This window comes from Neorhizobium alkalisoli (genome assembly GCF_002968635.1).
GTDB classification, from domain to species: Bacteria; Pseudomonadota; Alphaproteobacteria; order Rhizobiales; family Rhizobiaceae; genus Neorhizobium; species Neorhizobium alkalisoli.
Genome location: NZ_PVBN01000015.1, coordinates 1 through 18,201 on the forward strand (window position 1 = coordinate 1; position 18,201 = coordinate 18,201).

General features: G+C 60.3%; 25 protein-coding genes and 1 pseudogene. 10 read left to right on the plus strand and 16 right to left on the minus strand.

Going from position 1 to position 18,201, the window contains the following annotated elements:
* Nucleotides 1–118: pseudogene (locus tag C5L13_RS29085) on the plus strand (IS630 family transposase); the annotation flags it as partial.
* A 6-nt stretch (nucleotides 119–124) separates the two neighbouring features.
* On the opposite strand, the gene C5L13_RS25085 reads toward C5L13_RS29085, so the two are convergent.
* The 3 genes from C5L13_RS25085 to C5L13_RS25095 form a co-directional block, all read right to left on the minus strand.
* The gene (locus C5L13_RS25085; protein WP_407070475.1) at nucleotides 125–505 is read right to left on the minus strand and encodes a DUF2155 domain-containing protein; all 381 of its coding nucleotides are present in this window, start codon (nucleotides 503–505) and stop codon (nucleotides 125–127) included.
* A gap of 117 nt (nucleotides 506–622) precedes the next feature.
* Nucleotides 623–1,021 carry an NADH:ubiquinone oxidoreductase subunit NDUFA12 gene (locus C5L13_RS25090; protein WP_105386011.1) on the minus strand — a complete coding sequence of 133 codons (399 nt, stop codon included), beginning with the start codon at nucleotides 1,019–1,021 and terminating at the stop codon, nucleotides 623–625.
* Nucleotides 1,022–1,126: 105 nt separating this feature from the next.
* Nucleotides 1,127–1,591 carry a GNAT family N-acetyltransferase gene (locus tag C5L13_RS25095; RefSeq protein WP_105386012.1) on the minus strand — a complete coding sequence of 155 codons (465 nt, stop codon included), beginning with the start codon at nucleotides 1,589–1,591 and terminating at the stop codon, nucleotides 1,127–1,129.
* A gap of 116 nt (nucleotides 1,592–1,707) precedes the next feature.
* Between C5L13_RS25095 and C5L13_RS25100 the strand changes: the two genes are divergently transcribed.
* The gene (locus C5L13_RS25100; protein ID WP_158693524.1) at nucleotides 1,708–2,082 is read left to right on the plus strand and encodes a hypothetical protein; all 375 of its coding nucleotides are present in this window, start codon (nucleotides 1,708–1,710) and stop codon (nucleotides 2,080–2,082) included.
* Between the two features lie 9 nt (nucleotides 2,083–2,091).
* Here the strand turns inward: C5L13_RS25100 and C5L13_RS25105 are convergent, their stop codons facing one another.
* The 3 genes from C5L13_RS25105 to C5L13_RS25115 all read right to left on the minus strand — a co-directional run bounded on the left by C5L13_RS25105 (nucleotide 2,092) and on the right by C5L13_RS25115 (nucleotide 4,680).
* Nucleotides 2,092–2,595: a GNAT family N-acetyltransferase gene (locus C5L13_RS25105; protein WP_105386014.1), complete on the minus strand. Its 504-nt coding sequence runs from the start codon at nucleotides 2,593–2,595 to the stop codon at nucleotides 2,092–2,094.
* 4 nt (nucleotides 2,596–2,599) lie between these two features.
* Nucleotides 2,600–4,102, minus strand: coding sequence for an Asp-tRNA(Asn)/Glu-tRNA(Gln) amidotransferase subunit GatB (gatB, locus tag C5L13_RS25110; RefSeq protein WP_105386015.1), 1,503 nt, complete (start codon nucleotides 4,100–4,102; stop codon nucleotides 2,600–2,602).
* 68 nt (nucleotides 4,103–4,170) lie between these two features.
* Complete coding sequence (locus C5L13_RS25115; RefSeq protein ID WP_105386016.1) at nucleotides 4,171–4,680, minus strand: GNAT family N-acetyltransferase; 510 nt, start codon at nucleotides 4,678–4,680, stop codon at nucleotides 4,171–4,173.
* A gap of 282 nt (nucleotides 4,681–4,962) precedes the next feature.
* Here C5L13_RS25115 and C5L13_RS25120 point away from each other — a divergent pair, with 282 nt between their 5' ends.
* Nucleotides 4,963–5,220 (plus strand): YjhX family toxin, encoded by a 258-nt coding sequence (locus C5L13_RS25120; protein ID WP_105386017.1) that lies wholly within the window; start codon nucleotides 4,963–4,965, stop codon nucleotides 5,218–5,220.
* 52 nt (nucleotides 5,221–5,272) lie between these two features.
* On the opposite strand, the gene C5L13_RS25125 is transcribed toward C5L13_RS25120, so the two are convergent.
* The 5 genes from C5L13_RS25125 to C5L13_RS25145 form a co-directional block, all read right to left on the minus strand.
* Nucleotides 5,273–5,545: a hypothetical protein gene (locus C5L13_RS25125; RefSeq protein ID WP_105386018.1), complete on the minus strand. Its 273-nt coding sequence runs from the start codon at nucleotides 5,543–5,545 to the stop codon at nucleotides 5,273–5,275.
* A 12-nt stretch (nucleotides 5,546–5,557) separates the two neighbouring features.
* On the minus strand, nucleotides 5,558–6,034 hold the full coding sequence (locus tag C5L13_RS25130) for a GNAT family N-acetyltransferase (protein WP_105386134.1): 477 nt from the start codon (nucleotides 6,032–6,034) through the stop codon (nucleotides 5,558–5,560).
* Between the two features lie 20 nt (nucleotides 6,035–6,054).
* Nucleotides 6,055–7,536: an Asp-tRNA(Asn)/Glu-tRNA(Gln) amidotransferase subunit GatA gene (gene gatA / locus C5L13_RS25135; protein ID WP_105386019.1), complete on the minus strand. Its 1,482-nt coding sequence runs from the start codon at nucleotides 7,534–7,536 to the stop codon at nucleotides 6,055–6,057.
* A 56-nt stretch (nucleotides 7,537–7,592) separates the two neighbouring features.
* Nucleotides 7,593–7,880, minus strand: a complete 288-nt coding sequence (gene gatC, locus C5L13_RS25140) for an Asp-tRNA(Asn)/Glu-tRNA(Gln) amidotransferase subunit GatC (RefSeq protein WP_105386020.1) — start codon at nucleotides 7,878–7,880, stop codon at nucleotides 7,593–7,595.
* A 110-nt stretch (nucleotides 7,881–7,990) separates the two neighbouring features.
* Nucleotides 7,991–8,695, minus strand: a complete 705-nt coding sequence (locus C5L13_RS25145) for a metal-dependent hydrolase (RefSeq protein ID WP_105386021.1) — start codon at nucleotides 8,693–8,695, stop codon at nucleotides 7,991–7,993.
* Nucleotides 8,696–8,811: 116 nt separating this feature from the next.
* Here C5L13_RS25145 and ruvX point away from each other — a divergent pair, with 116 nt between their 5' ends.
* A complete protein-coding gene (ruvX, locus tag C5L13_RS25150; RefSeq protein WP_105386022.1) occupies nucleotides 8,812–9,306 on the plus strand; it encodes a Holliday junction resolvase RuvX in 495 nt (164 codons plus the stop codon).
* Here the strand turns inward: ruvX and C5L13_RS25155 are convergent.
* The 3 genes from C5L13_RS25155 to C5L13_RS25160 form a co-directional block, all read right to left on the minus strand.
* Nucleotides 9,243–9,575 (minus strand): DUF6105 family protein, encoded by a 333-nt coding sequence (locus C5L13_RS25155; RefSeq protein ID WP_105386023.1) that lies wholly within the window; start codon nucleotides 9,573–9,575, stop codon nucleotides 9,243–9,245. The two genes, ruvX and C5L13_RS25155, sit on opposite strands and share 64 nt — an antisense overlap.
* A complete protein-coding gene (locus C5L13_RS29090; protein ID WP_170117326.1) occupies nucleotides 9,572–9,742 on the minus strand; it encodes a hypothetical protein in 171 nt (56 codons plus the stop codon). Before C5L13_RS29090 ends, C5L13_RS25155 begins: the two co-directional genes overlap by 4 nt.
* 126 nt (nucleotides 9,743–9,868) lie before the next feature.
* Nucleotides 9,869–10,513, minus strand: coding sequence for a TetR/AcrR family transcriptional regulator (locus C5L13_RS25160; RefSeq protein ID WP_105386024.1), 645 nt, complete (start codon nucleotides 10,511–10,513; stop codon nucleotides 9,869–9,871).
* Nucleotides 10,514–10,696: 183 nt separating this feature from the next.
* Here C5L13_RS25160 and C5L13_RS25165 point away from each other — a divergent pair, with 183 nt between their 5' ends.
* On the plus strand, nucleotides 10,697–11,632 hold the full coding sequence (locus C5L13_RS25165) for an AEC family transporter (RefSeq protein WP_105386025.1): 936 nt from the start codon (nucleotides 10,697–10,699) through the stop codon (nucleotides 11,630–11,632).
* Here the strand turns inward: C5L13_RS25165 and C5L13_RS25170 are convergent.
* A complete protein-coding gene (locus C5L13_RS25170; RefSeq protein ID WP_105386026.1) occupies nucleotides 11,614–13,266 on the minus strand; it encodes an acyl-CoA dehydrogenase family protein in 1,653 nt (550 codons plus the stop codon). The genes C5L13_RS25165 and C5L13_RS25170 overlap by 19 nt on opposite strands.
* Nucleotides 13,267–13,467: 201 nt before the next feature.
* On the opposite strand from C5L13_RS25170, the gene C5L13_RS25175 reads away from it, so the two are divergent.
* Genes C5L13_RS25175 through dprA form a run of 5 tightly spaced genes read left to right on the plus strand, consistent with a single transcriptional unit; the run spans nucleotide 13,468 to nucleotide 17,821 of the window.
* Nucleotides 13,468–14,409: an aspartate carbamoyltransferase catalytic subunit gene (locus C5L13_RS25175; protein WP_105386027.1), complete on the plus strand. Its 942-nt coding sequence runs from the start codon at nucleotides 13,468–13,470 to the stop codon at nucleotides 14,407–14,409.
* Nucleotides 14,406–15,692, plus strand: a complete 1,287-nt coding sequence (locus C5L13_RS25180; protein ID WP_105386028.1) for a dihydroorotase — start codon at nucleotides 14,406–14,408, stop codon at nucleotides 15,690–15,692. Before C5L13_RS25175 ends, C5L13_RS25180 begins: the two co-directional genes overlap by 4 nt.
* 10 nt (nucleotides 15,693–15,702) lie before the next feature.
* Nucleotides 15,703–16,035 (plus strand): DUF6572 domain-containing protein, encoded by a 333-nt coding sequence (locus C5L13_RS25185; protein ID WP_105386029.1) that lies wholly within the window; start codon nucleotides 15,703–15,705, stop codon nucleotides 16,033–16,035.
* A 51-nt stretch (nucleotides 16,036–16,086) separates the two neighbouring features.
* Nucleotides 16,087–16,674: a glycerol-3-phosphate 1-O-acyltransferase PlsY gene (plsY, locus tag C5L13_RS25190; RefSeq protein WP_407070476.1), complete on the plus strand. Its 588-nt coding sequence runs from the start codon at nucleotides 16,087–16,089 to the stop codon at nucleotides 16,672–16,674.
* 4 nt (nucleotides 16,675–16,678) lie between these two features.
* Nucleotides 16,679–17,821 (plus strand): DNA-processing protein DprA, encoded by a 1,143-nt coding sequence (dprA, locus tag C5L13_RS25195; protein ID WP_105386031.1) that lies wholly within the window; start codon nucleotides 16,679–16,681, stop codon nucleotides 17,819–17,821.
* Here dprA and C5L13_RS25200 read toward each other — a convergent pair.
* A complete protein-coding gene (locus tag C5L13_RS25200) occupies nucleotides 17,774–18,007 on the minus strand; it encodes a hypothetical protein (protein WP_105386032.1) in 234 nt (77 codons plus the stop codon). The two genes, dprA and C5L13_RS25200, sit on opposite strands and share 48 nt — an antisense overlap.
* Nucleotides 18,008–18,201: the final 194 nt, after the last annotated feature.

The following is an 18,201-nucleotide window of genomic DNA, read 5'->3' on the forward strand; positions in this document are numbered from 1 at the left end:
CCAAAAGCGAACGATCGAGGACACGTGGCGACACATCGGCTCTCTCGTCACAACAATCCAACCCGGCGAATGCAGTAACTACTTCGTAAACGCCGGATACGCTTCCGTCAAAACATGAACCGCTCTAGTTCGTCGCCTTGGGGGGCGGCACGTCCGAGCTTGGTTTGCAGCCCGTCAGCCAAACGTCATAGATCGGATGCTCGACAGCGTTCAGACCGGGGCTGTCGGCGAACATCCAGCCGGTGAAGATGCGGCGAATCTTGCGGTCGAGCGTGATCTCGTCCACCTCTATAAAGCCGTCGATCTTCTGTGCTTCCGTGTCGTCGCGCGAATAACAAACCTTTGGCGTCACCTGGAGCGCGCCATACTGCACGGTCTCGTCGACATAAACGTCGAAGGTCGTGATGCGGCCCGTAATCTTGTCGATGCCCTTGAATACGGCCACGGGATTGGAGATCCGCGCGGCAAAAGCCCCCTCTCCCGCAAGAACGGAGACTGCCGCCATCACCACCGTGCCGACGATCAGTTTTCGTGAGGAAAGCTTCATCCGTGTCATTCTGTGTCCCGTCTCGACAACATGTCCGGGTCGACGCCTAAAGCCCGATTATGGCCAAAACAGGTGTCAGTTGCCGGGGGTCCAGGCATCATAGTCGCCTGTCACGCGCGGACGTTCGCCGGTCGCAGCAAGCGAGCCTTTGGGACGATATGCGAGCGGCGTGCCGGTCATGTTCGGCTTATGGGCCTTTTGCCACTCACGCGTCTGGTAGTCTTCCTGCGACGGGGCTATGTCGGTGCGATAGTGCATCCAGCCGTGCCAGCCCGGCGGGATGGCAGAGGCTTCGGCATAGTTCTTGTAGATCACCCAGCGCTTGGGAGGGCCCCAAGACGTCAGCGGACCTTCAAAATAGACGTTGCCGAGTTCGTCTTCACCGACCTTCTTGCCGTGGCGCCAGGTGAAAAACCGTGTACCGATCGTCTGTCCGTTCCACCAGGTGAAGATCTGCAGCAGGAGGTTTTTCATGAATGTTCCGTCGGCTTGGCAAACAGGATAGCTACCACATACATGGCTGATCCGCTTATGCCGCTTGATCTGCGGGATGTCCAGTGATTCCCGTTGTCGCAGGCCTCATTTGAGCTTCATCTTGAAGCCGAAATGGCTCCTGGCGAAGCCGAGACGTTCGTAGAAGCGATGCGCATCCGCACGCGTCACGTTGGAGGTGAGCTGGACGAGCCGGCAATCGCGGCGCTTCGCTTCTTCGATCGCATGGCCGATCATCTGCGCGCCGATGCCTTGGCCGCGCATGTCGCCGCGCGTCTGCACCGCCTCAATGATCATGGAGAGCGATCCCCTGCCTGTCAGGGTGCGGTTGAAGAGGATCTGGAACGTACCAACCACTTCTCCGTCGCGTTCAGCAACGAAAAGCTGCTCGTTCTGAGATGCGTCGATCACATGGAAAGCGCGGAGGTAGTCCTCGAAAGCCGCCTCCTCCGTCGTGTCTCCGTGGCCGCCGATCTCGTCCGCGGCAAAGAGGGCAATGAGCGCGGCGAGGTCCGTTTCCCGTGCTCGCCGGATCAGCAGATTATCCGTCACCTGTTTTCCTTTCAGAAAAGAATCGGCAATGATCGGTGCGGGGACCTTAGAGGGATCGGATGATGGGACAAAGGCTTGCGGCGATTTTATTCTCACTCATGGTGGCCGCCTTCACAGTGACAGACGCTCAGGCCCGCAATGCCATCGCCTTTTCCCAGGCACCGGAAATGAGCAGCGGCACCTGCGTCGGCAAGTCGATCCGCAAGGCGCTCGATTGCGCAAAGAAAAAATGCATCGACGGCGGCGGTACGGCGGAGGATTGTCTCGAAACGACCGCTTGTTTTCCGGCCGGCTGGAGCATCGACATCTTTGTGCAGCAAAAGGACGGGCCGCATTGGCATGAAATTCACTGCGGCTTCGACAGCAAGGAAACCGCACTACAGGCCTCCAAATCCGTCTGTGATCCCAGGCGGCGCAAGGACCTCATCGAGTGCAGCGTCGTGACGATCTACAACGAGGACGGAAAGGCACTCGAACCTCCGGCTGAGTGAACCGGTTCTTCAGACGGACAGGCGTTTTTCCAGGATGACCGCCGGCAAGCCCGAATTGGGAGCTCCCCATTCCTCCATGCGGTCGACTTCGGAAAATCCGAGCCTGTTGTAAAAGGAAATCGCCCGGACATTCTGCAGCGCCACTTCGACGCGCATGATCTCGGCATCAGGAAAACAGGTTTCGAGTTCCGCGAAGATATCGCGCCCAATGCCTTCGTTCTGGCAGGACGGCCTGACGTAAAGCTGGTGCAGCATCGCCGTCTTCGCCATCTTCGGATACACGGCGGCATAACCGAGGCCGCCGATGTTCTTGCCGTTGTCGGCAACCAGAAATTCGCCTTCTCGCTTCAGGATGCGCGACCGAATGGCCGCCAACGAATGCCAGCCATCGATCATCTTCCGCACCCGTTCGGACCCGTAAAACGGGTCGTAGGTCGCATGGAACGTTTCCGCCAACAGGCTGCGGATCTGCTCCACATCCCGTTCTCCAGCGGTGCGTACGAAGTAGACCATGGGTCTATTCTTCTATCCCCAGCTTGGCCTTGACGAGGGCTTGGACGGCCTGCGGGTTGGCCTTGCCACCGGTCGCCTTCATGACCTGGCCCACGAACCAGCCGGCAAGAGTCGGCTTTGCCTGCACCTTGGCAACCTGATCGGGGTTGGCGGCAATGATCTCGTCGACAGCTTTTTCGATCGCGCCGGTATCGGTCACCTGCTTCATGCCGCGGGCTTCGACGATCTCGGCCGGATCCCCACCCTCGTTCCAGACGATCTCGAAGAGGTCCTTGGCGATCTTGCCGGAAATAGTCTCGGCCTTGATGAGGTCGATGATGCCGCCGAGCTGGGCGGGCGAAACCGGAGTCTCTTCAATGTCTTTGCCGGCTTTGTTCAAGGCGCCGAGCAGGTCGTTGATGACCCAGTTCGCGGCAATCTTGCCGTCGCGGCCCTCGGCGACAGCCTCGAAATAATCCGCGATCGCCTTCTCCGAGACCAGGACGGAGGCGTCATAGACCGACAGGCCGAGTTCGCGCACGAAGCGGGCCTTCTTGTCGTCCGGCAGTTCCGGGAGATGCTCTTTCAATTCGGCGACAAAGGCGTCGTCGAATTCGAGCGGCAGCAGGTCGGGATCGGGGAAATAACGGTAATCGTGCGCGTCCTCCTTGGACCGCATGGACCGTGTTTCGCCCTTGCCCGGATCGAAGAGGCGAGTTTCCTGGTCGATCGAACCACCATCCTCGAGGATGGCGATCTGGCGGCGGGCTTCGTATTCGATCGCCTGGCCGATGAAGCGGATCGAGTTGACGTTCTTGATCTCGCAACGGGTGCCGAAATCCGAACCCGGACGACGGACCGAGACGTTGACGTCGGCGCGCATCGAACCCTCATCCATGTTGCCGTCGCAGGTGCCGAGATAACGCACGATCGAGCGCAACTTGGTCACGTAGGCCTTGGCTTCGTCGGACGAGCGCATGTCCGGCTTGGAAACGATTTCCATCAACGCCACGCCGGAGCGGTTCAGGTCCACGTAGGACATGGTCGGATGCTGGTCATGCATCGACTTGCCGGCATCCTGCTCCAGGTGCAGGCGCTCGATGCCGATCTCGATATCTTCGAACTGGCCCTGGCGGTCCGGGCCGAGCGAGATGACGATCTTGCCTTCGCCGACGATCGGGTCCTTGTACTGGGAAATCTGATAACCCTGCGGCAGGTCCGGATAGAAATAGTTCTTGCGGTCGAAGACGGAGCGCTTGTTGATCTGCGCCTTGAGACCGAGGCCCGTGCGTACTGCCTGCTTGACGCATTCCTCGTTGATGACCGGCAGCATGCCAGGCATGGCGGCATCGACCAGCGATACGTTGGAATTGGCAGGCTTGCCGAATTCGGTGGAAGCGCCCGAGAAGAGCTTGGAATTGGACAGCACCTGGGCGTGCACCTCCAGGCCGATGATCACCTCCCAGTCACCGGTGGCACCGGGAATGAGGCGTTTCGGATCAGGCGTGCGGACGTCGACAATGGTCATCTGATGCTCGTGAAATGGTCTCGATTATTTTGTCTGGAGGTAGAGCAAATGACGATGAGGCGCAAGCTTTAGAAGCTCGGTCCGTAGGTCTCCGGCTCTTCGACCACGAGACGCTTGGACAATCCGACCGACTGGACATCCCGGTCGATCTTGGGCGAGTAGGCCACGGTTAGCCAGTTGATGGAATAGCCGTGCTTTTCGAAGAAGCCGACGGCCTCGGCATTGCGGGCGTGGGTTTCGACACGCGCGACCTCAAATCCCTGATGGACGATCTGCGCCTCGATCTCTTCGAGCAGCAGCTTACCGAGCCCCTGCCCCTGGAATGCCGGATCGATCCAGAAATCGGAGATCAGCTCGTCCAGCTTCTCGCGGGCGGCCCAGCCGGCCACGCTACCGCCCTGCTCTACAATCGTAATGGTGAGCCAGGAGGAATGGGTGAAATTCCGGAAGGCGGAAAAGGCGCTCTCGCGCATATCGGTCATCTCACCGATCGAGATCATGGCCTTTTCCCAAGCGCGAAACCCGATCTCCGCAAGAGTATCCACTTCATCTTCACGCGCATTGCGAACGCTGACCATGGCACCCCCTGTTGTCGGGCCAGTAGAACACTGAGTCTCCCCTTTTGCCAGAAGAACATCGGCCGGGCTGTGCAATGCAGCTTGACGCCTGGGGAAAACATGCTAGCAGCGATCTCGTACCGATGGAGTTTTGATGTTCTCTTTCGCAGAGACCTTCTGAGGGGCCGGGCAGCGACGTAAGCCGCGCCGGCCCAGACAAAAACGAGAGCCCCGACGCCAACCAAAGCGCCGGCAACGTTTTTGTGCGCTCGCAAGCGAGCGCCTATCCGGACATCAAAACCAATGGATATTTCCCGCGCAGAACAGCGCATCCTTCACCTGCTCGCCCAGGGCGGCAGGATCGAAATCACCCGCGACGAAAACCGCAAGATCGAGACACTGCAACTCTATACCCGCGAAGGCTGGGTCTTCTCGCGCCTCGATCTGATCACTTTCCGCAAGCTCAAGCAGAAGAAGGCGATCAGATCCAAAGCCGGCAAGCCCTACCGTATCACCGAGCGGGGACTCGTGCTGGTGAGAGCCGAGCAGGACAATAGGTAGTCTTGCCAATCAACCGCCGCGCGTCGTCACCGACGCGCGGCGACGGCCTGCCTCAAAGATGCTTTGAAAGTTCTGCCCGCATCACCGGCCACTCTTCCGCGATCGATCCCGTGCGGGTTTTGCCGGCGCGGCGATACCAGTAGTCGGCATTCCAGTCATCGCCTTCGATGCGATGGCACAGGGCATGACCCCAGTCGAAGAATTGCTCGCCTTCATGATCCTGGCAGATTTGGTGCACGGTCTGCCAATCCGCGCCCATCTTGAAACCACCTGCCGAAAGGCTGTCGAACGCCTCCACCATCTGCGCGAAATTGGATTTTGCCATGAAGCCTCCTCCCTACTCGCTATCTGCGAGCAGCTCCTTCTCAAGATGGACCTTCTCAAGGGGGATACCAAGGCTCAAATCCTGCTCCAGGCCCCGCCAGACGATCGAGAAGCCGGAACGCTGGTAGAGGCCGATCGCTCCGAGATTGGTGGCGCGGGTGTTGATCTTTGCCAACCGGAAACCGTCGGCGGCAATACGACCCAGGAAATGATGGAGGAGCGCCGAACCTGCCCCACGGCCCTGGAAAGCCGGATCGATCCAGATATCGGAGATATGATCCGGCTCGCCCTCCCGGGCGGCCCAGCCGACTATTCGACCATTCAGTTCGGCAACGGCGACGTCGCCTTTGGCCGTAGCCGGATAGTCAAGGAAGGCTATGCGGGCGGCCTCGATAACCTTGGGCTCGTCGAACGCCGCCTCGCCCGAGCCGCTGAATTTCCATGCGGCAAAGCCCACGTCGGCGACCGCCTGATGATCGGCGGCCGTCATTGTCCGGATGGTCGGCTGGCTTACCACCACTTGGCCGGCGTGAACCTCCCGGCCGCCTGTTCGATGACATGCGCCGTCCGGAACAGCGTCTCCTCCTCGAAGGGCTTGCCGATAAGCTGCAGACCGAGCGGCAGCCCCTTGTGGTCCAGACCGGCGGGAACCGCGATGCCCGGCAGACCAGCCATATTCACGGTAACGGTGAAGATGTCGTTGAGGTACATCTTCACCGGATCGGAGGCCAAATCCTCGTCGGCGACGCCGAAGGCGGAGGACGGGGTGGCCGGCGTCAGGATCGCATCGACACCGGCGTCGAAAACGAGTTCGAAGTCGCGCTTGATCAGCGTCCGAACCTTCTGCGCCTGCAGGTAATAGGCATCGTAATAACCGGCGGACAGAACGTAGGTGCCGATCATGATGCGGCGTTTGACTTCCGTGCCGAAGCCGGCGGCGCGGGTCTTCTCGTACATGTCGACGATGTCCTTGCCGTCGACGCGCAGGCCGTAGCGCACGCCGTCGTAACGGGCGAGGTTCGAAGACGCTTCGGCGGGCGCCACGATGTAGTAGGCCGGAAGGGCGTATTTGGTGTGCGGCAGGGTGATATCGACAATCTCGGCACCGGCATCCTTCAACCAGGCGATGCCCTTCTGCCAGAGCGCTTCGATTTCCTCCGGCATGCCGTCGACGCGATATTCCTTCGGTATGCCGATCTTCATGCCCTTCAGGGACTGCCCGAGCGCGGCCTCGTAATCCGGCACCGGCAGATCGACGGAGGTCGTATCCTTGGCGTCGACCGATGCCATCGACTTCAGCATGATCGCCGCATCGCGTACGTCGCGGGCGATCGGACCTGCCTGGTCGAGCGACGAGGCGAAGGCAACGGTGCCCCAACGCGAGCAGCGGCCATAGGTAGGCTTGATGCCGACGGTGCCCGTGAAGGCGGCCGGCTGGCGGATCGAGCCGCCGGTGTCCGTAGCGGTCGCGCCGGCGCAAAGATGCGCAGCAACGGCGGCGGCCGAACCGCCGGAGGAACCGCCCGGCACGAGCTGCTGATTGGAGCCGGCAGCCTTCCATGGGTTGATCACCGCACCGTAGTGCGAGGTCTCGTTGGACGAGCCCATGGCGAATTCGTCCATGTTGAGCTTGCCCAGCATGACGGCGCCATCGTCCCAGAGGTTCTGGGAGACGGTCGATTCATATTTCGGCTTGAAACCGTCGAGGATATGCGAGCAGGCCTGGGTATGGACATCGCGGGTGGCGAAAAGATCCTTGATGCCGAGCGGGATGCCCTCCAGCGCACCGACCTCGCCAGTGGCGCGACGGGCGTCGGAGGCCTTCGCCATTTCAAGCGCTTTTTCCGGGGTCACGGCGACATAGGCATTGAACACCTGGTTGGCGGCATCGATCGCCTTCAGATAGCTTTCGGTCAGCTCGACGGACGTAAATTCCTTGGCCTTCAGCTTTTCGCGGGCTTCGGCAATGGTGAGGCTGGTGAGTTCGGTCATGGTCTCATCAAAATGTTCGAATGCGTGAAAAGGAGAGAAGCGGCGCTATCTGGCGCTCACTCGACGACCTTCGGCACCAGGAAGAAATTGTAGTCGGTGGACGGAGCATTGGCCACGATATCCGCGGCCTTGTCGCCATCGGTGACATTGTCGGTGCGCTTGCGCATGTCCATCGGGGTCACGGAGGTCATCGGCTCGACGCCGGCGACGTCGACTTCGCCAAGCTGTTCGACAAAGCCGAGGATGCCGTTCAGCTCGCCCACCATGCGATTGGCATCTTCCTCGGTGACCGCAATGCGGGCAAGGCGCGCGACGCGCTTCACAGTGGCGAGATCGACGGACATGGCATACTCCGGGCAAGAAAAATCCTCCCCGCTATAATGGCCATGCCCGCCCTTCGCAACAGGATAACGCGTCTCAATTCAACGCGCGGCCTTCCCCGGTGGGCCAAGCATCAGTAGCTGAGGCTGCCGCCCACGGACGGCGTTTCCACGCGGGTACGGGTGCCTTCCATGCCTTTCACGAACTTTTCCGGCGTCTGGTCGATAATCGGAAAGCTGGCGTAGTGGCAGGGAATGGCGTGCTTGAAATCGAAGAAGCGCTGGCAGGCAAGCGCGGCAACGGCTCCGCCCATGGTGAACCGGTCTCCGATCGGCACGATGCCGATATCCGGCTGGTGCAGTTCGTTGATCAGCCCCATATCGGTGAATATGTCGGTATCGCCCATATGCAGTACGGACGGCTCGTCGTCGAAATGCAGCATCAGTCCGTTTGCATTGCCGAGACTATGGGAAACGCCGTCTTCGGTGATCTGCGCAGACGAATGATGCGCCTGGGTGAAGGTCGCGGTAAAGCCGTCAAAGGCTACCGTCCCACCGGTATTGCCCATTTCCAGCTTCTCGACGCCCTTGCTGCCGAGCCATGCGGCAAGGTCGGCATTGGCCAGAACCGTCGCGCCGGTTTCCTTGGCAATCCGGATGGCGTCGCCGACGTGATCGCCATGACCGTGGGTCAGCAGGATATGGGTCACCCCCTCGGCTGCGGCCTTTGCATCCTGCCCGCTGAAGGCAGGGTTCCCGGTGAAGAACGGGTCGATCAATATCTTTGCCTTCGCAGTTTCGAGGCGAAAGGCGGAATGGCCGAGCCAGGTCAGCTTCATGAAATTACTCCTGCTATAGGGGTCAACATGGTAACGACAGATAGCCGATATGGAGCTAAAGGAAAGGGGCGGCGGCAGGAACCGGCCGCAGCTCCACCACGAGGAACGGACAGCAGATGGCAGTGATGACGATCGAGGAATTGGCCGAAGCCCTCCAGCCCGCACAGGCTATCGCCGGCATCGACCTCGGCACGAAGACGATCGGGCTTGCCATGTCGGATATCGGTCGGCGCTTTGCCTCTCCCCGTCCTGTTATCAAGCGGGTGAAATTCACCAAGGACGCCGAGCTGATGCTGAACTTTGCGGCGAAGGAAAAGGTGGCGGCTTTCATTATCGGCCTGCCGGTGAACATGGATGGCTCGTCCGGCCCGCGCGTTCAGGCAACCCGGGCTTTCGTGCGCTCCATGAGCGAGAAGACCCCTATTCCCTTTATCTTCTGGGACGAACGGCTTTCCACGGTCGCGGCCGAACGGGCGCTTCTGGAAATGGATGTTTCCCGGGCAAAACGGGCCGAGCGGATCGACTCCGCCGCGGCAAGCTTCATTCTTCAGGGAGCCCTCGACAGGCTTTCGTCGCTCGCGAGAGAAACCTCGTCAAACCTGGAAAGCTGACGCTTGCGCCACCAGGCGGCAATCTGACGGCGTTTGCGGAATGCGACAATGGCGAGCACGATCAGGCTGTCGAAGGCGATCGCCCGGGCTACCAGCGGCGGAATGGTTTCCGGCGGAATACCCAGGACATTGCCGTAGATCTGGAAGACCAGATCATGCGTATGGCGCGTCAGCATGAAAAAGCCGAAGCTCATGTCGTAGTAGGAGAGCCCGTACCAGCTGGTCAGCAGCAGGACAGGCCCCGCCCACAAAATCAGGAACCACTTCATGCGGTTTTCCCCCTCGGCTCTACCGGATACATCTCCGGCACCATGAGCCATCTCGTTAGAGCCATGACACTCAGAACGACGGCCGGAACGGCAATATTCAGTGCCAGCATGGCGAAGATCGCGGTCATGGCGACCAGCAATGCCTTACCCCTGACTGCAGTTCCCATGTCGTCCGCGTCCAGATCATTCTTGGTTAATGATGCGTTAACGTCAAACTTAAAGGGCCAGAGATTTACCGCAACGGAAACCGCGCCGCATGGTTAATTCGGAAGGCGGGACTGTGGAAAAGTCGATTAGCCGTAGATGGCGCGGACCAGGCGGCAGATGGCGCTGGCAACCTTGTCCCAGTCCTTGTTGGTGCGCAGCGCGACGCCGGCGAACTGCCCGCTCACTGCAGCTGAAATCACAAGATGCTGGATTGCCGCGAACAGGATTGCGTTTGTCGTCGCCGCGTCGACGCCTTTCGGCGGCGTCAGCGAACCCCGCATCCGATCAAGCCATTTGCCGAGCGCCTTGGTGCGGGCCTCGGAGAGACGGCGGACCTGAGGCGTGTCCTGCGAGACCTCCCAGGCGACAATCTTGCAGACGAGCGGATCGTCGCGCAGCGCTTCCATGAAGTAGATCGCAAGCTTCTCCATCAGGTCGCCATAGGTCAGCAGGAACATGCCGCCCGTGTCTTCCGGGATGCGATCCTTGACCCATGTGCCGAGATCGGCCCCGATTGCCTCGATGAGTCCATCGAGGCCGCCGTAGTAGCGATAAATAAGCTGCTTGTCGCAGCCAGCACGGCGGGCCACCGCGTTAATGCCGAAGCGCTGGAACCCCTCTTCCGCCAGAAGGCCACGCGCTGCAAGGAAAATGGCCCGCTCGGTACTGGCGCGGTTGCGCACCTTCGCAATCGAACCTTCTTGCGCCGTGACTTCGGGGATCTGGAGCATTTTGTCTGTACCGGTTGGTCTTGTTACCGCGATAATGCGCGGCTCCAAGCACTGCAAGCCGTGTGGAGGGCCAATGCACAAGATAGCGGGGGCGCCTGAAATGTCTCTGCGCATCTGTGTGATTGCACAAGGGCCTGCAAGAGACTAACGAGAGGAAAATCTCCTCGATTCATTTGCTGGCAAATGCTCCTGATCTTTGAAAGTATCCTGCCGATCTTCCTTTTGGTACTACTCGGTGCGGCCCTAAAGCGAAGCTCCTTCATCAATGCGACGCTTTGGGACGGCCTTGAGCAACTAGGCTATTACGTCCTGTTTCCGGCCCTGCTTTTCTACACGCTCGCAACGGCAGACTTCATGAAAATCGACATAGGATTGATCGGCGCGGTATCGAACGGCGCCGTGATACTGATGGGCGTTTTCGTTCTGGCGCTCTGGCCCGGCCTTCGGCGCGCCGGTGTCGGCGCATCGGCCTTCAGTTCACTCTTCCAGTGCTCGACCCGCTGGAATGCCTTCGTCGCTCTCGCAATCGGCCAAAAAGCTTTCGGAGCAGATGGCATCGCGATAATCGCCATCATAATGGCGGCCATCATCGTGCCGATCAACCTGCTCAACGTCTCGGTGCTGCTCTGGTTTTCCGGTCGATGGCAGGGATATCGGATATTTGCCGTTCGCATCATGACCAATCCTTTGATTTTCAGCAGCGTTGCCGGCATCGTCGTCAATCTTCTGCACGTCCCGATCTATCAGCCCCTGATGGTGACGGTCGGACTCGTCTCACAGGCTTCGCTAAGCCTTGGTCTGATCGCTGTCGGCGCTGGTCTGCGGATCGCCGATGCGCTCAGGCCAAGTGCCATGGTGGTGCTCGGCACCGTATTGAAGCTTCTAGTGTTCCCGATGGTTATGGTCGGCCTGGCGATCGTGTTTGGTATTCGCGGCCAGACGCTCGTGCTACTCGCCTTGAGTGCCAGCGTACCGACCGCTATGAACGGATATCTGCTCGCCAAGAAGATGGGAGGCGACGCGGATCTTTATGCCGCAACCGCGACTGTCCAGACGGTCGCCTCATTCTTCATCATTCCGCTGGTGATGATCGTCGCCGATCAGCTGGCCGCGGGGTAAAGAAGGTCGATGATATAGCGCGCGTCGAATCTCGCATCGAGCATGCCGTAGGTCGAACGCCAGCCGCCTGCCAAACGGGTTTCAAGGAAAGCATCGGCGATCTTGCCAGCGCCGAGGCGGACGAGTTCGGATGCACCGGCTGCGAGCGCCAACTGCTCGACCAGAAGGCGTGCGGCGCCCTCGTCGGTTTCGCAGAGCGCCATGGCGGCGCGGAGCACCTCCACCGTCTTTCTGCCGGACGCACCGAGATCGCGTTCGAAACCGGCAAGCACCGTATCGAACAGATCCTTTCCGCGCGACAACACACGCAACACGTCGAGCGCCATCACGTTGCCGGAACCTTCCCAGATCGCATTGACCGGGGCCTCGCGGTAGTGCCGAGCGATCGGCCGCTCCTCGACATAGCCGTTGCCACCCAGGCACTCCATGGCCTCGTAGATGAGCGAAGGCGCTATCTTGCAATTCCAGTATTTGACCACCGGGGTCATGACACGGGCAAAGGCGGCGTCCGCCGGATCGGAGGCGGCACGGTCGAAGGCATCGGCCAGCCTGAAGCCAAGCGCCGTCGCCGCCGCGACATCCAGGGCCATGTCGGCCAATACGCGCGTCATCAAGGGCTGATCGATCAGCTTCTTGCCAAAGACGTTACGGCCCCGGCAATGATGCACCGCCTCGGACAGCGAAGCGCGCATGATCCCGGCGGATGCCAGCGCACAATCGAGTCGCGTCAGCGTCACCATGTCGAGGATGGTGCGGATGCCGGCACCCGGGTCGCCGAGGAGATAACCGAAAGCATCGGTGAACTCGACTTCCGACGATGCGTTCGAGCGGTTGCCGAGCTTGTCTTTGAGCCGCTGGAACTGCAGGCCGTTGGCCGATCCGTCCTCCAGAAGACGCGGGACAAGGAAGCAGCCGATGCCCTCGTTCGTCTTGGCCAGCATGATGAAACCGTCGCTCATCGGCGCGGACATGAACCACTTGTGGCCGGAAAGACGGTAGATGCCCTCGCCTACCCGCTCGGCGGTCGAACGATTGGCGCGCACATCCGTGCCGCCCTGTTTTTCCGTCATGCCCATGCCAAGCGTGACGGCCGTCTTCTGCAGCGCAGGGCGATTCGTCGAATCGTATTTGCGCGACAGGATCTTCGGCGCCCATTCCTTCTGGACGCGTGGAGAAGCCATCAGCGCGGCGATGGAGGCGCTCGTCATCGTCAGCGGGCAAAGATGGCCACATTCGAGCTGCGCCGTCAGGTAGAACCGGGTCGCGCGAGCCTTGTGCTCATGGCCCTTGGCTTCCGCTATGCTTTCCCAGACGGAGGAATGCAGCCCCGTCTGCATCGACCGGCGCATCAGCGCGTGCCAGGCCGGATGGAACTCCACCGTATCGAGCCGCTCGCCACGCGGACCGTGGCTTCTGAGCTTCGGTGGGTTTTCGTTCGCCATGCGCGCAAGTTCCTGCGCCTCCGGCGAGGTCACGTAACGGCCCAGCTGGTCGTATTCCTCGCGAACCGTGCGATGCAGGCCACTCGTCAGATCGACCACCAACGGATCGGATCGATATGCATTGATTCCCGACCAGGGTTTCGGCTGGTTCAGTTCGGCAAATTTTTCTTCGGCGCGCGATGTCTGGTTCATGAGGCGGTTCTAGCGGAAGTTACAGGGTCTGGAAACGGCAGCCTTTAACGATTTCAGCCGTTCTGCACAAATGGCCGCCGCGCCGGTAACGGGAGACTTGCCGCGGCGGCTCGAACAAGCAGCAAGATAACCCTTTCTTCCGCTTGCGACCTTCACCGTCAGACCTTATAGACCGCCGAACGCAAGCGGAGACATGATCTTATGGTCTTCTTCCCCCATCGCCATCTCCTTGGCATCAAGGGCCTCACCGAACAGGACATCACCTTTCTTCTCGACAAGGCCGACGAGGCCGTGAAGATTTCCCGCCAGCGGGAAAAGAAGACGTCCACCTTACGCGGCCTTACCCAGATCAACCTCTTCTTCGAGGCTTCTACCCGCACCCAGTCCTCCTTCGAACTCGCCGGCAAGCGGCTGGGCGCCGATGTGATGAATATGTCGGTGGGCAATTCGTCGGTGAAAAAAGGCGAGACCCTGATCGACACGGCGATGACGCTCAACGCGATGCGTCCTGACGTACTGGTGCTGCGCCATTCCTCGGCGGGCGCAGCCGCGCTGCTTGCCCAGAAGGTGGCTTGCTCGGTCGTCAACGCAGGTGACGGCCAGCACGAGCACCCGACCCAGGCGCTGCTCGACGCGCTGACGATTCGTCGCGCCAAAGGAAAGCTGTCACGCATCATCGTGGCGATCTGCGGCGACGTGTTGCACTCGCGTGTCGCCCGCTCGAATATCCTTTTGCTCAACGCGATGGGCGCTCGGGTTCGGGTGGTCGCACCGTCCACGCTATTGCCCTCCGGCATCCGGGAGATGGGTGTGGAGGTCTTCCACTCGATGGAGGAAGGTCTGAAGGATGCGGATGTGGTGATGATGCTGCGCCTGCAGCGCGAACGCATGGCCGGCGCATTCGTGCCTTCCGTGCGCGAGTATTTCCGCTTCTACGGTCTCGATGCGGAAAAACTCAAAGCGGCCAAAGAGGACGCACTCGTCATGCATCCGGGCCCGATGAACCGCGGCGTGGAGATTGCCTCCGAGGTTGCCGATGGGCCGCAAAGCGTCATCGAGCAACAGGTGGAAATGGGGGTCGCGGTCCGCATGGCTGTGATGGAGGCTCTGCTCGTCTCTCATAACCAGGGAGAGCGCGCATGACCGCGACAGTTCTGAAGAACCTCCGCCTCATCGACCCCTCGCGCAATCTTGATGAGACCGGCACGATCATCATCGGCGACGACGGCCGTATCCTCGCCGCCGGCAAGGGTGCCCAGAACCAGGGCGCGCCTGACGGCGCAACGATCAAGGACTGCACGGGTCTCGTCGCGACGCCGGGCTTGGTGGACGCCCGCGTCTATGTGGGCGAACCCGGCGCCGAACACACCGAGACGATCGAATCAGCAAGCCGGGCGGCAGCCGCCGGAGGCGTCACCTCCTTCATCATGATGCCGGACACGGATCCGGTGCTGGATGATATTGCGCTGATCGAGTTCGTGCAGAAGACGGCGCGAGACAAGGCACTGGTCAACGTTCATCCGGCCGCGGCGCTGACCAAGGGCCTCGCCGGCCAAGAGATGACAGAGATCGGCCTATTGCAGCAATCCGGTGCCGTCGCCTTCACCAACGGTCGCCACGGTCTTTCCGACAGCCTGCTTCTTCGCCGCGCCATGACCTATGCGCGCGAGTTCGATGCGGTCATAGCGCTCGAATTACGCGAGAGATATCTCGGCAACGGGGTCATGAACGAGGGCCTCTTCGCGAGCTGGCTCGGTCTGTCGGGTGTTCCGAAGGAAGCGGAGATCATCCCGCTCGAACGGGATTTGCGGATCGCCGGTCTGACCGGTGCCAAGTATCACGCGGCCAAGATCTCGGTAGCGGAATCGGCCGAGGCGGTTCGTGTCGCCCGCTCGCGCGGCGCGAACGTCACCTGCGGCGTATCGATCAATCATCTGTCGCTCAACGAGAACGACATCGGCGAGTACCGTACGTTCTTCAAACTTTCGCCGCCACTGCGCTCCGAAGACGATCGTGTCGCAATGGCCGATGCGATTGCCGACGGCACGATCGACATCATCGTTTCGTCGCACGATCCGCAGGACGTCGACACCAAGCGCCTTCCCTTTGCCGACGCCGCCGACGGCGCGATCGGGCTAGAGACGATGCTCGCCGCAGCACTCCGCCTGCATCACGACGGCCGCGTGCCCTTGATGCGCCTGATCGACGCCATGTCGACCCGACCCGCGCAGATTTTCGGTCTCGACGCCGGTACGCTGAAACCGGGGGCCAAGGCGGATATCACGCTGATCGACCTCGACGAGCCTTGGATCGTGTCGAAGGATATGCTTTTGTCCCGTTCGAAGAATACGCCTTTCGAGGACGCGCGGTTCTCAGGTCGCGCTGTGACAACTTATATTAACGGTAGAGCGGTGTTTAGTCTCTGAGGAGAATACTTTGGCAGTAGACGATCTTGGCGTGATCGATATTGAGGTACCCTATGAAAACGGCGATCTCAGGATGGTTATCATCGATGGGCTCGCGTGGACGAATGATGAAGTGATAACGGATCACCTCAATGCTCTTCTCCGAAAGATAAAATTCTACCTCGATATCGCCGAAAGCGATACATTCCGGCAGAAATACCCAAACACGACTTTAGAAAATATCACAATCGAGATCGTTCTACGCTACCCGCCTCCCCTGGGAGTGGAAGATTTTCTGAAACAATACGCCGGCACGCTGGCCCCCGACGGCATTACTCTTGTTTACAATGTTCATGCCGGTTAGACCTTAACAATGTGAGGGATCTTGGATACGCTTCTTAACTGGCAGATCACCATGCCCATAGCGCTGGCCGCTCTGGTCTGCGGCTACCTGCTCGGTTCCATTCCTTTCGGCCTCATTCTCACCCGGGCGGCGGGTCTTGGCGATATTCGTTCGATCGGTTCCGGCAATATCGGCGCGACGAACGTCCTGCGCACCGGCAACAAGAAGCTCGCGGCTGCAACCCTTCTGCTCGATGCGCTGAAAGCCACTGCCGCGGCGTTGATCGGCTGGTACTTCTTTGGTGACGAAGCGGGATTGCTGGCAGGCTTTGCAGCTTTCCTGGGACATCTCTTCCCCGTCTGGCTCGGCTTCAAGGGCGGTAAGGGCGTCGCGACCTATATCGGCACGCTGCTCGGCGTTGCGCCGTTGATGGTTCTCGTCTTCGCTGGGATCTGGCTCGCAACCGCCAAACTCAGCAAATATTCCTCGCTGTCCGCTCTGGTTGCAACTCTTGTCATACCGGTTGTGCTGTGGTTCATAGGTGAGCCAAAGATTGCACTGATCATGGCGATCATGACCGTCATCTCCTGGTGGAAGCACGAAACCAATATCAAGCGGCTAATCGCCGGCACCGAAAGCAAGATCGGCCAAAAGGGATAGGCGAATGGACGGCAGCGCGAGGCGGATTGGGATTGCGCTGACGGAAAGACAGAGAATCGCCTGGCTCAGGCTGATCCGCTCCGACAATGTCGGCCCCGCGACCTTTCGCGACCTCATCAACCATTGCGGCTCGGCTGAAAACGCCCTCGCCATGCTGCCGGAACTTTCCCGACGCGGCGGCGCGGCGAGAGCGATCCGCATTGCCACGGTCGCAGAAGCAGAAAGCGAGCTCGAAGCCGCCCGTCGCCACGGCGCACGCTTTGTCGGCATCGGCGAGCCGGACTACCCGCCGGCGCTTCGCCAGATCGATGGCGCCCCACCGCTACTGGCAGTCAAGGGCCATCTCTCGGCAGCAACGCGCCCTTCGGTCGGCATCGTGGGATCGCGCAATGCCTCGATTGCCGGCTCCAAGTTCGCGGCAATGATTGCCCGTGATTGCGGCCGTGCCGGCTATACGGTGACGTCCGGCCTTGCGCGCGGGATCGATACGGCGGCCCATCGTGCGAGCCTGGATACCGGGACGATCGCCGTGCTTGCCGGGGGGCTCGATCACCCTTACCCGCCGGAAAACATTCCGCTTCTCGAGGAGATCACCGACGGCGCTGGGCTGGCGGTCAGCGAAATGCCCTTCGGCTGGGAGCCTCGTGCCCGGGATTTTCCCCGCCGCAATCGATTGATCGCCGGCATCTCGCTCGGTGTCGTCGTGGTGGAAGCGGCGGAGCGCTCCGGCTCACTCATTACTGCGCGAATTGCCACCGATTTCGGCCGACTGGTCTTTGCCGTTCCCGGCTCTCCGCTCGACCCCAGGTGCCACGGCACCAATGGCCTGCTCAAACAGGGCGCCACGGTGACCACCGGCTCGGCCGACGTCATCGAGGCACTGGCGCCACTTTCGCAGCTTGACCTTTTCGGCGGATCGGTCGTGGAAGAACCGGAAAAGACGAGCGGCAACATGCTGCCGCCCGATGACGACGATCGCGCAAGGATCGTTTCTGCGCTCGGGCCGACGCCGGTTGAGGTGGACGACATCATCCGGCATACAGGGCTGCCTGCCTCATCCGTATATCTGATCCTGCTGGAACTCGATCTGGCCGGCCGCCTACACAGACATGTTGGGGGACTTGTCTCGCTCGCGATGGAGGAGTGACCGGGGACGGCGTCCCGCCTGAACATCACCGGCTTCGACATAAGCCATCTCGATCAGGTAGCAGAGCATATCCGCCCCCTCCCCCAGAGCAACCTGCCTCAGTTCTCCAAGCATCTGCCGGATATAGGCAATGTTCTCTCTGGTATTCTCGTCACGCCGGCCGTTCATCTCATTTTGAGGGACCATCTTCCATTCCTGTCGAACAACGCGGCGGGTTGGATGCCACGCATAGCAGCATATGCAACCGACCATATAGGATTTATTTAAGATTGCAACTAATTGAAAATCTTCTTCAGGTTGCATTCCGTTGTATCCCGATTTTGACGATCGCCTCTTGACCGCGGGGCAAACGCCCTCCATGTCGGGAGGTCAAGATTTCC

Coding starts and splice junctions, on each gene's coding strand:
- C5L13_RS25085 (WP_407070475.1), bottom strand. CDS start 505: ATGGCGGCAGTCTCCGTTCTTGCGGGAGAGGGGGCTTTTGCCGCGCGG.
- C5L13_RS25090 (WP_105386011.1), bottom strand. CDS start 1,021: ATGAAAAACCTCCTGCTGCAGATCTTCACCTGGTGGAACGGACAGACG.
- C5L13_RS25105 (WP_105386014.1), bottom strand. CDS start 2,595: ATGGTCTACTTCGTACGCACCGCTGGAGAACGGGATGTGGAGCAGATC.
- gatB (WP_105386015.1), bottom strand. CDS start 4,102: ATGACCATTGTCGACGTCCGCACGCCTGATCCGAAACGCCTCATTCCC.
- C5L13_RS25115 (WP_105386016.1), bottom strand. CDS start 4,680: ATGGTCAGCGTTCGCAATGCGCGTGAAGATGAAGTGGATACTCTTGCG.
- C5L13_RS25120 (WP_105386017.1), top strand. CDS start 4,963: ATGGATATTTCCCGCGCAGAACAGCGCATCCTTCACCTGCTCGCCCAG.
- C5L13_RS25125 (WP_105386018.1), bottom strand. CDS start 5,545: ATGGCAAAATCCAATTTCGCGCAGATGGTGGAGGCGTTCGACAGCCTT.
- C5L13_RS25130 (WP_105386134.1), bottom strand. CDS start 6,034: ATGACGGCCGCCGATCATCAGGCGGTCGCCGACGTGGGCTTTGCCGCA.
- gatA (WP_105386019.1), bottom strand. CDS start 7,536: ATGACCGAACTCACCAGCCTCACCATTGCCGAAGCCCGCGAAAAGCTG.
- gatC (WP_105386020.1), bottom strand. CDS start 7,880: ATGTCCGTCGATCTCGCCACTGTGAAGCGCGTCGCGCGCCTTGCCCGC.
- C5L13_RS25145 (WP_105386021.1), bottom strand. CDS start 8,695: ATGAAGCTGACCTGGCTCGGCCATTCCGCCTTTCGCCTCGAAACTGCG.
- ruvX (WP_105386022.1), top strand. CDS start 8,812: ATGGCAGTGATGACGATCGAGGAATTGGCCGAAGCCCTCCAGCCCGCA.
- C5L13_RS25155 (WP_105386023.1), bottom strand. CDS start 9,575: ATGAAGTGGTTCCTGATTTTGTGGGCGGGGCCTGTCCTGCTGCTGACC.
- C5L13_RS29090 (WP_170117326.1), bottom strand. CDS start 9,742: ATGGGAACTGCAGTCAGGGGTAAGGCATTGCTGGTCGCCATGACCGCG.
- C5L13_RS25160 (WP_105386024.1), bottom strand. CDS start 10,513: ATGCTCCAGATCCCCGAAGTCACGGCGCAAGAAGGTTCGATTGCGAAG.
- C5L13_RS25165 (WP_105386025.1), top strand. CDS start 10,697: ATGCTCCTGATCTTTGAAAGTATCCTGCCGATCTTCCTTTTGGTACTA.
- C5L13_RS25170 (WP_105386026.1), bottom strand. CDS start 13,266: ATGAACCAGACATCGCGCGCCGAAGAAAAATTTGCCGAACTGAACCAG.
- C5L13_RS25175 (WP_105386027.1), top strand. CDS start 13,468: ATGGTCTTCTTCCCCCATCGCCATCTCCTTGGCATCAAGGGCCTCACC.
- C5L13_RS25180 (WP_105386028.1), top strand. CDS start 14,406: ATGACCGCGACAGTTCTGAAGAACCTCCGCCTCATCGACCCCTCGCGC.
- plsY (WP_407070476.1), top strand. CDS start 16,087: ATGCCCATAGCGCTGGCCGCTCTGGTCTGCGGCTACCTGCTCGGTTCC.
- dprA (WP_105386031.1), top strand. CDS start 16,679: ATGGACGGCAGCGCGAGGCGGATTGGGATTGCGCTGACGGAAAGACAG.
- C5L13_RS25200 (WP_105386032.1), bottom strand. CDS start 18,007: ATGGTCCCTCAAAATGAGATGAACGGCCGGCGTGACGAGAATACCAGA.